The organism is Micromonospora sp. WMMB482, from assembly GCF_019038635.1.
In the GTDB taxonomy this organism is placed as follows: Bacteria; Actinomycetota; Actinomycetes; order Mycobacteriales; family Micromonosporaceae; genus Micromonospora; species Micromonospora marina.
In genome coordinates, this window is record NZ_JAHOPD010000033.1 from 1 (window position 1) to 7,994 (window position 7,994).

7 protein-coding genes and 6 pseudogenes are annotated in these 7,994 nt (G+C 71.2%); 5 read left to right on the forward strand and 8 right to left on the reverse strand.

The window, feature by feature from the left end:
- Window positions 1-254, reverse strand: a 254-nt coding sequence (locus KSK32_RS32715) for a VOC family protein (RefSeq protein WP_216936573.1), incomplete at its 3' end; no start/stop codon positions are given.
- On the opposite strand from KSK32_RS32715, the pseudogene KSK32_RS34750 reads away from it, so the two are divergent.
- A pseudogene (locus tag KSK32_RS34750) lies at window positions 243-818 on the forward strand (LysR substrate-binding domain-containing protein); the annotation flags it as partial. The gene KSK32_RS32715 and the pseudogene KSK32_RS34750 sit on opposite strands and share 12 nt — an antisense overlap.
- A gap of 51 nt (window positions 819-869) precedes the next feature.
- Here the strand turns inward: KSK32_RS34750 and KSK32_RS34755 are convergent.
- The 4 genes from KSK32_RS34755 to KSK32_RS32730 form a co-directional block, all read right to left on the reverse strand.
- Entirely contained in the window at window positions 870-1,124 is a 255-nt protein-coding gene (locus KSK32_RS34755) for a hypothetical protein (RefSeq protein WP_289256951.1), read from the reverse strand.
- Between the two features lie 85 nt (window positions 1,125-1,209).
- Window positions 1,210-1,575: a rhodanese-like domain-containing protein gene (locus KSK32_RS33990; protein WP_254188947.1), complete on the reverse strand. Its 366-nt coding sequence runs from the start codon at window positions 1,573-1,575 to the stop codon at window positions 1,210-1,212.
- Between the two features lie 680 nt (window positions 1,576-2,255).
- Window positions 2,256-2,654: an MBL fold metallo-hydrolase gene (locus KSK32_RS33995; RefSeq protein ID WP_254188948.1), complete on the reverse strand. Its 399-nt coding sequence runs from the start codon at window positions 2,652-2,654 to the stop codon at window positions 2,256-2,258.
- 487 nt (window positions 2,655-3,141) lie between these two features.
- Entirely contained in the window at window positions 3,142-3,444 is a 303-nt protein-coding gene (locus KSK32_RS32730; protein ID WP_216936576.1) for a rhodanese-like domain-containing protein, read from the reverse strand.
- A 163-nt stretch (window positions 3,445-3,607) separates the two neighbouring features.
- Between KSK32_RS32730 and trxA the strand changes: the two are divergent.
- A pseudogene (gene trxA, locus KSK32_RS32735) lies at window positions 3,608-3,971 on the forward strand (thioredoxin).
- Window positions 3,972-4,023: 52 nt separating this feature from the next.
- Here the strand turns inward: trxA and KSK32_RS32740 are convergent.
- The 3 genes and pseudogenes from KSK32_RS32740 to KSK32_RS34000 form a co-directional block, all read right to left on the reverse strand.
- The gene (locus tag KSK32_RS32740) at window positions 4,024-4,173 is read right to left on the reverse strand and encodes a hypothetical protein (RefSeq protein ID WP_216936574.1); all 150 of its coding nucleotides are present in this window, start codon (window positions 4,171-4,173) and stop codon (window positions 4,024-4,026) included.
- A 9-nt stretch (window positions 4,174-4,182) separates the two neighbouring features.
- A pseudogene (locus tag KSK32_RS32745) lies at window positions 4,183-4,415 on the reverse strand (DUF302 domain-containing protein); the annotation flags it as partial.
- Window positions 4,412-5,041 (reverse strand): FAD/NAD(P)-binding oxidoreductase, encoded by a 630-nt coding sequence (locus KSK32_RS34000; RefSeq protein WP_254188949.1) that lies wholly within the window; start codon window positions 5,039-5,041, stop codon window positions 4,412-4,414. The pseudogene KSK32_RS32745 and the gene KSK32_RS34000, both read right to left, overlap by 4 nt.
- A gap of 798 nt (window positions 5,042-5,839) precedes the next feature.
- Here KSK32_RS34000 and KSK32_RS32755 point away from each other — a divergent pair.
- The 3 pseudogenes from KSK32_RS32755 to KSK32_RS32765 all read left to right on the forward strand — a co-directional run.
- A pseudogene (locus KSK32_RS32755) lies at window positions 5,840-6,109 on the forward strand (metal-sensitive transcriptional regulator).
- 117 nt (window positions 6,110-6,226) lie between these two features.
- A pseudogene (locus KSK32_RS32760) lies at window positions 6,227-7,628 on the forward strand (rhodanese-like domain-containing protein).
- An 89-nt stretch (window positions 7,629-7,717) separates the two neighbouring features.
- Window positions 7,718-7,994 (forward strand): annotated as a pseudogene (locus tag KSK32_RS32765) (rhodanese-like domain-containing protein); the annotation flags it as partial.

Consider the following 7,994-nt stretch of genomic DNA (forward strand, 5'->3'; position numbering starts at 1 on the left):
TGCCAGTCGACCGGCTCCACCACCAGGCAGAAATGGTCCACGTTGGATCCGCCCGGCTCGCCCCGCACCAGGTCGATGATGGTGCCGGCGTCGACGCGTACGGACGGGAACGGCACCTCGCCGGCCCGCCACCTGTCGACCCGCACCGGGGCCAGGCCGAGCGTGGCGCAGTAGAAGTCGAGGGAGCGTTCGACGTCGCTCACCGAGAGCACGAGGTGGTCGAAACCGGTCACCGTCACGAGATGGTTCTGCATGCCGTCACCCTGGTCCGGCGCGCCACCCGGACAAGCCCGAACCGGACTACGATCGTTGACCGCAGGCAACGACGGAGGTGCCCGGTGCTGGAGCGGTACGAGATCGAGACGTTCCTGACCCTGGCCGAGGAGCTGCACTTCGGGCGGACCGCCGAGCGGCTGCGGGGTGAGCACCGGGCGGGTCAGTCACGTGGTGCGCAAGCTGGAACGTCGCATCGGCGCGCCGCGTTCGAGCGCACCAGCCGGGTCGTCCGGCCTCACCCCGATCTGGCGCCCGCCTGGCCGAGGAGATGCGCCCGCTGGGGCCGGCATCGAGAGGAGGCGGTCCAGCGGGCCGTGGACGCCGGGCGCGGGCTCATCGGCGAGCTGCGGGTGGCGTACGTCGGCGAGTCGACAGCTCCGGTGCTGCTGCGGGCGGTCTCTCTGTTCACCGAGCGCCACCCTGACTGCGAGGTGCACGTGCACGAGGCACCTCTGGCCAGCACCCGGTCGAGCCTGCGGGACGGCACGATAGACGTGCTGATCGCCTCGTACCCCTTCGACGGCATGGCGAACGGCCCGGTGCTGATGCGCGAGCGCCGGGTGCTCGCGGTGGCCGCGGGCCATCCGCTCGCGTCAGGAGTCGGTGTCGCTGGAGGTGCACGGCGACCATCCGGTGGTGCAGTACCCGGCGGTGACCTCGACCGCGTTCAAGCAGGACCGCACGCCGGACCGCACCCCGTCCGGCCGAACGGTGCCGCAGGGCCCGGTGGGCGGCAGTTTCTCCGAGATGCTGGCACTGGTCGCGCTGGGCGCGGGGGTGCTGCCGGTGGGCGAGCAGACCCGGCGGTTCCACGCCCGGCCGGACGTACCCACCAACGCGTTGACCACGACGAGGAGAGGAACTGGGCGGCGTTCGCGCGCAGGCCGAGCCTCGGCCCGGCGGTGCCCGCGGCCGTGTTCACCCTGTCATGTCTCACCTTCCTGCGGGAACGGGCAGGTGGCCGGGCTGTCCCCGGTCACCTGCCCGGCTCGTCGTGGTCGGATCAGACCGCGGCGTGCAGCGCCTGCCATGCGCCGTAGCCGCCGAGCAGGTCGGAGACGTCCGCCCGCCGACGTTGCGGAGGCAGGCTGGCCGCCACGAGGAGCGGTAGCCGCCCGCGCAGTGCACGACGACCGCCCGGTCCGCCGGCACCTCGTCGAGGCGCCGCGTCAGCTCAGCGAGGGGGATGTGCAGGGAGCCCTGGATGGCACCCTGCTCGCGCTCACCGGCGTTGCGGACGTCGAGCACCACCGGCGCCTCGGGGCGGTCCAGCGCGTCGCGCAGCTCGGTGGCGGTCAACCGGCTCGCGCGGCCATGTCCCCGGCCATCTCGAGGAACGCGCTTCGGGCTCGCGGAGGTAGCCGACGACGTGGTCGAAGCCGATCCGGGCGAGCCGTACGACGATCTCCTCCTCCCGGTCCTGTGGGGCGACCACGAGTACCTTGCGGTCCGGGGCGATCACGCTGCCTGCGGTCTCGGCGAACCGCCCGTCGGCGGGGGATGTTGACGGCCCCCGCGGGTGGCCCGTGGCGAACTCCCTGCGGGTCGCGGGCGTCGACCACGACACGCGCCGTCGGCGCGGGCCTGGGCGAACTCGGCGCGTCGAGCGGGCGCGGGGCCTTGGTGTGGTCGAACAGCTCTCGCGGCCTTGCGGTTGAGCACGGCGTCGAAGCGAAGTAGCCGGGTCGCGGACGGCTGGCCGCCGGTGACCAGGGCGAGGAACTGCTCCTGGCTCATCGGGGCGCAGGCGTAGTTGGTGCGGCGCTGCTCGCCGATGGTGGACTGCCGCTCGGTGGAGAGGTTCTTCCCGCAGGCCGAGCCGGCGCCGTGGGCGGGGAAGACCGGACCTCGTCGGGCAGGCCCATCAGCTTGCGCTGGACGCTGTCGTAGAGCATCGCGCCCAGTTCGTCCGCGGTCACGCCGAAGGAGGCGAGCAGGTCGGGTCGGCCCACGTCGCCGATGAACAGCGCGTCCGGTCATCACCCCGTACGGCGTGGCGTCGTCGGTGTGCTCGTAGACCAGCACGCTGATCGACTCGGGCGTGTGGCCCGGGTCTCCATGACCTCCAGGGTGACGTCGCCGAGGCTGATCCGCTCCCCGTCGGTGAGCTTGCGGATCGGGTACTCGGTCTCGGCTCGGTGCCCGTAGCCGATCCACGCGCCGGTCGCGGCAGCGACCTCGAGGTGCCCGGCGAGGAAGTCGGCGTGGAAGTGGGTGTTTATGACTCCCTCGATGGTGAGGCCGCGGGCTCGTGCGTCGGTCAGGTACTCGTCGATGTCGCGGCGGGGGTCGACCAGCACGGCCCGGCCGGTGCTCTCGTCGGCGATCAGGTACGACGCCTGGGACAGACAGTCCAGTAGTACTGGGGGGAACAACATGGTGCCGAACTCCTTCACGGTGATGAGACAGCGATGCGATTACGATAGCGCATACCCCTGGGGGTATAGGACGGGGCCGAAGGTCCTCATCCTCGGGACCTTCCCGCCGGACGACCCTCAGGCCAGGTGCCCGGGCCGCCCACCCTTGCCTGGAGCGCCATTCCGGCCTGGACCCAGGCCCGCATCCCGCCGGCCAGGTTGTAGATCTGGTGGTGGTCGCGGGGCGAGCAGCGCGGCTGCCTGCCGCGAGCGCGCCCGGGACCGACACGCGGTGATCACCGGCCGGTCCGCCGGCACTTCCCGGCCCGGCCGGCGAGTTGGCCGAGCGGGATGTGCCGGGCCCGGGGCGTGCGTGGCCGGCACGCCATTCGGCCGGCTCCCGAACGTCGAGCAACAGCCCTCCATCGGCGACCAGCGCCGCAGCCCTCCTCGGGCCCGATGGAGGTGTAGGGCTTTCCGAAGACCTTCTTCAGCATTCCACCGAGGTTCACGCGTCCGCTCCCGTCACGATGTCGCGACCACTGCGGGCCCACCCGCCGGTGCCGTCGGCGACCACCGACCGGGCGTCGATGCCCGCGCGGGCCAGGAACTGCGCCGCGGACAGGCTGCGGCCACCACTGGCGCAGATGACGTAGACCGGGCGGCTGCGGGGAAGTTCTCCGACCGCTGCGGCCAGTTGTCCCAGCGGCACCGACCGGGCGCCGGGCACGTGGCCCTCGACGTACTCGAACGGCTCACGGACGTCCACCACCGTGGCCCCCTCGGCGTGCGCGGCGGCGAAGTCCGCCAGTTCACCTCTTGCATCTCATCCTCCGATCCGTATACCCCCAGGGGTATTTACGTCGACCATAGCGCGCCGGGCCCGGCTCGGTATCCGCCCGTCGAGTGGGAATGTAAACCCCCGGGGGTATGTTGGCCGGTGCGAGAGCACTGCCGAAACGTGGAGGTTGGACATGGCGAGCGTGGCGTTGACCGGCGCGAACTTCGAGGAGACGTCACCCGCGACGGGATCGTGCTGGTCGACTTTTGGGCGAGCTGGTGCGGTCCCTGCCGCGGCTTCGCGCCCGTTTCGAGCAGGCCAGCGAGAAGCACCAGGACATCGTGTTCGGCAAGGTGGACACCGAGGTGGAGCAGGGTCTGGCCGCGCGGCCCAGATCCGGTCGATCCCGACGCTGATGGCCTTCCGGGACGGCGTGCTGGTCTCTCCAGCCGGGTGCGCTGCCGGCCGCGGCTCTGGAGCAGGTGATCCAGGCGGTCCGCGACCTCGACATGGACGAGGTGCGGGCCAAGATCTCCGGGGAGCCGGCCAGCCGGTGACAGCCTGAACGACCACGGCGGGGTGCGGGCGATGCCCGCACCCCGCCGTTTCTCATCCGGAGAGGGCGTCCAGGGCGGCCCGCAGTCGCCTGGTTGCCTCGTCGGCGACCGTCCGCAGGTCGGCGGCGTCGCTCAGCTGCACCATCACCTGCGGGTCGAGCGCCTGCACCAGGGTGGCGTCCGGCCCGTCGGCGCGGACCACGACGTTGCACGGTAGGAGCAGGCCGATGTTCGGTCGGCCTGCACGGCACGGTGGGCCAGCGGGGGGTTGCAGGCGCCGAGGATGACGTACTCCTCGAGTTCGACGCCGAGCTTCTCGTGCAGTGTGGCCCGCATGTCGATCTCGGTGAGCACCCCGAAGCCCTGGTCCTTCAGTGCCGCCCGGACCCGCTCGACGGTCGGGGCGAACCCGGCGGACAGCCGGATCGTCATCGCGTAGCTCATGCTCTGCTCTCCCTCAGCGGAGATGGTGCCGGCCGCGACACGACCGGCGTGGGTGATTCGGCAAAGCCGTGCGGGCCGGTCAGAGGAGGGCCGCGCAGCATGCCGTGCCAGTACATCGCCGGAAGCCCGTGGCGCTTGAGCAGCCACATGTCGTAGCGCGGCTTCATCGTGTCGATCAACGGAAGCTGGGCGTCGGCTTGAGCTGGTAGTCGAACTCGGCCAGCAGCATCCGGTGGGGCGGGGACCAGTGGGCAGGAGGTGTAGCCGTCGTAGCGGGCCGGCAGCGGCTCGCTCCGGCGCGCGGCGAGCATGTTGGCCACCACCATCGGCGCCTGCTTGCGGATCGCCGCCCCGGTCTTGGAGGTGGGCAGGTTCGCCACGTCACCGAGTGCGAAGACGTCCGGCCAGCGGGTGCTCTGCAGGCTGTACTGGTCGACTGCCAGGTAGCCGAACGGGCTGGCAGGATCGGCGAGGGCACTGTCCTTCAGCCAGGCCGGCGCGCTCTGTGGCGGCACGGCGTGCAGCAGGTCGTAGTCGATGCTCTCCTTGGTGCCGGACTTGCTGTCGAGGATGACCGCCCGACGGCTGTCGCCGTCGACCTCGACCAGTTGGGACTCGTAGCGCACCTCGATGCCGTAGCCGGCGGGCCACGCCCTCCAGGACCCGTGCCCAGTCCGGCTGGCTGAAGATGGTCGCGGTGGGCAGCACCAGAGATGACGCGTACGCCGTCCAATACGCCCTGCCGACGCCACCAGTCCGCGGCCAGGTAGGCGATCTTCTGCGGCGCGCCGCCGCACTTGATCGGGCCGGCCGGCATGGTGAAGATCGCCGTGCCGCCGCGGACCTTCCGGATGAACTCCCAAGTGGGGGGGCGAGGTCGTACCGGTTGCTCGACACCCCGTTCCGCCCGACCGATTCGGCCAGACCGGGCACGCCCTCGAAGTCGAGCTGCAGCCCGGGGCCATGACGAGCTGGTCGTAGGCGAGCGTGTCGCCGCTGGCGAGCGTGACGATCCGGTTGTCCGGGTCGACGCCGGCCGCCCGGTCCCGGGTCCACGTGACGCCCCTTGGGGATGAGCTTGCCTTGCGGCCGTGCGGTTTCGCCGGCCTTGGCGAGGCCACCTCCCACCAGAGTCCAGAGCGGCTGGTAGTAGTGGTACTCGGAGGGCTCGACCAGGGCGATGTCGGTGACGCCCTGGCGCCGTAGCCGCGCGGCCACGCTGATGCGGCGGTGCCGCCGCCGACGATGACCACCTGATGATGCCGGACCGCAGTCATGGAACCTCCCAGGTATGAGAAGGGCGACCGCCGTGCACGCCGCCCAGGGGCGGAATGTGTCGGCGACCTTCGAGGTTCAGCATACCCGTGGGGGTATCCGTCGCGGTTCCGTACCCCCGGGGTATGGTGGAGCCGAAAGGTGGGGCGATGAATCTTCGACCTGAAATGACCAGCGACGCGCTGACCCGGCTCAAGCGGGCACGGGGCAGCTGATGCCGTCATCGCGATGATGGAGAGCGGTCAGGACTGCCGCGAGGCGCTGACCCAGCTGCCGCGGTGTCGAAGGCCATCGACCGACCGCGCCGGCTACAAGATCATCGCCTCGGGCATGCGGTACTGCGAGGCCGCCCGCGAGCGCGGCGAGGCGCCGGAACGACCGAGGGGGAGCTGGAGAAGCTCTTCCTGGCACTCGCCTGAGCGGTCGACCCGCCCGTGCTGCTTGACGGCGGCGCGGCGGGTAACCGTTGGACATGAGTGGCCGGACTGTGCTCCCGTATACCCCCCGGGTATGTAGGTTTTGACAGGAGAACGGCAGTGACAGTTGAGGTGTCTGTTATCGCGACATCGTCCCTGGGTGACGGAGCTACCTGGCTTCGGACGGGCAGGTGGCGATCGTGGTCGACCCGCAGCGCGACATCGACCGGGTCATGTATCTGGCGGGGGAGAAGGGCGTCCGCATCACCCATGTGGTGGAGACGCACATCCACAACGACTACGTCTCCGGCGGCCTGGAACTGGCCCGGGTGACCGGAGCCCGCTACCTGGTGGCCGCAGCCGACGAGGTCGGCTTCCGACCGGATGCCGGTCTCCGACGGTGACGCGGTTGCGGTGTCCGACTCCATGCAGCTCCGGATCGTCGCGACGCCGGGCCACACCTTCCACCACCTGTCGTACATCCTCGACGAGGCCACCGACGGGGGCTGGCAGCCGGCGGGTGTCTTCACCGGCGGGTCGCTGCTGTTCGGCACGACCGGGCGCCACCGACCTGCTCGGCAAGGAGTACGCACACGAGCTGGCCCACCACCAGCACGCCTCGGCGAAGCGGCTGGCGGATCTGCTGCCCGACGGGGCGGAGGTGTGGCCGACGCACGGTTTCGGCAGCTTCTGCTCGGCCAGCCAGTCCGATGCGCCCGAGTCGACGATCGGTCGGGAGAAGCAGGCAACCCGGCGCTCGCGCTGGGTGCGGACACGTTCGTGACCGAGACCCTCGCGGGTCTCGACGCCTACCCGGCGTACTACGCCCACATGGGTGTGGCGAACTTCGCCGGTCCGGCCCCGGTCGACCTCACCCGGTGACCCGGGCCGACGCCGCCGAACTGCGCGAGCGGATGGCCGCCGGGCAGTGGGTGGTGGACCTACGGCACCGCAAGGCGTACGCCGCCTCGCACCTGGCGGGACGGTCAGCCTCGGCTGGACGGCCCGATGTCCACCTGGCTCGGCTGGCTGATCGACTGGGGCTGCCGACTCGCGATCACCCTGCTCGCCGAGACACCGGAGCAGGTGGCCGACGCGCAGCGCGAGCTGGTCCGCATCGGCATCGACCGCCCGGCCGCGCAGGCCACCGGCGAGGCCGAGCAGTGGGCGGCCGAGCCCGGACAGCTGCGGGAGCTGCGGATGTCCGACTTCCCGTCCCTCGCGGCGGCCCGCGCCGGGCACGCCCCCGCCGGCCTGCCCGCTGCGGACGTGGTCCTCGACGTGCGGATGACCAACGAGTGGCGGGCCGCCCACATCGACGGCGCCGTGCACATCCCCTGCCCGACCTCCCCAAGCGGCTGGCGACGTACCGGCCGGCGCCGTCTGGGTGCACTGCGGCTCCGGCTACCGGGCCACCGACGCAGCCTCGCTGCTGGCGAACGCCGGCCGCGAGGTGGTCGTCGTCGACGACAAGTTCGACCAGGCCGCAGACGCCGGCCTGGAGATGGTCACCGAAGCCTGACCTCAGCACCGCAATCCGGCCGGCGCCGTCCGGCGCGCGGCCGACATCCCCTGCCATGACGTGTAGCGCTTTGCCGTGAAAGAGGAGATATGAGTACTTCCGACATCACCCGCCCCGCCACCCTCGACGCCGCCAGCCTGCGGGAGCTGATCGACGCCGGCCGCGCGCGCCGCGCCTGCTGGACGTGCGTACCCGGCGGAGTTCGAGACCTCGCACATCCCGGCTCCTACAACGTGCCGCTGGACCTGCTCAAGAGCACCGCGAGGAGCTGCGCAACCACCTCTACGGACGTCGTGCTGATTCCGCTCCGCGCCCGCGCCACCCAGGCCGGCAGACCCTGGCCGGGTCGGCCTGCCCAACCTGAAG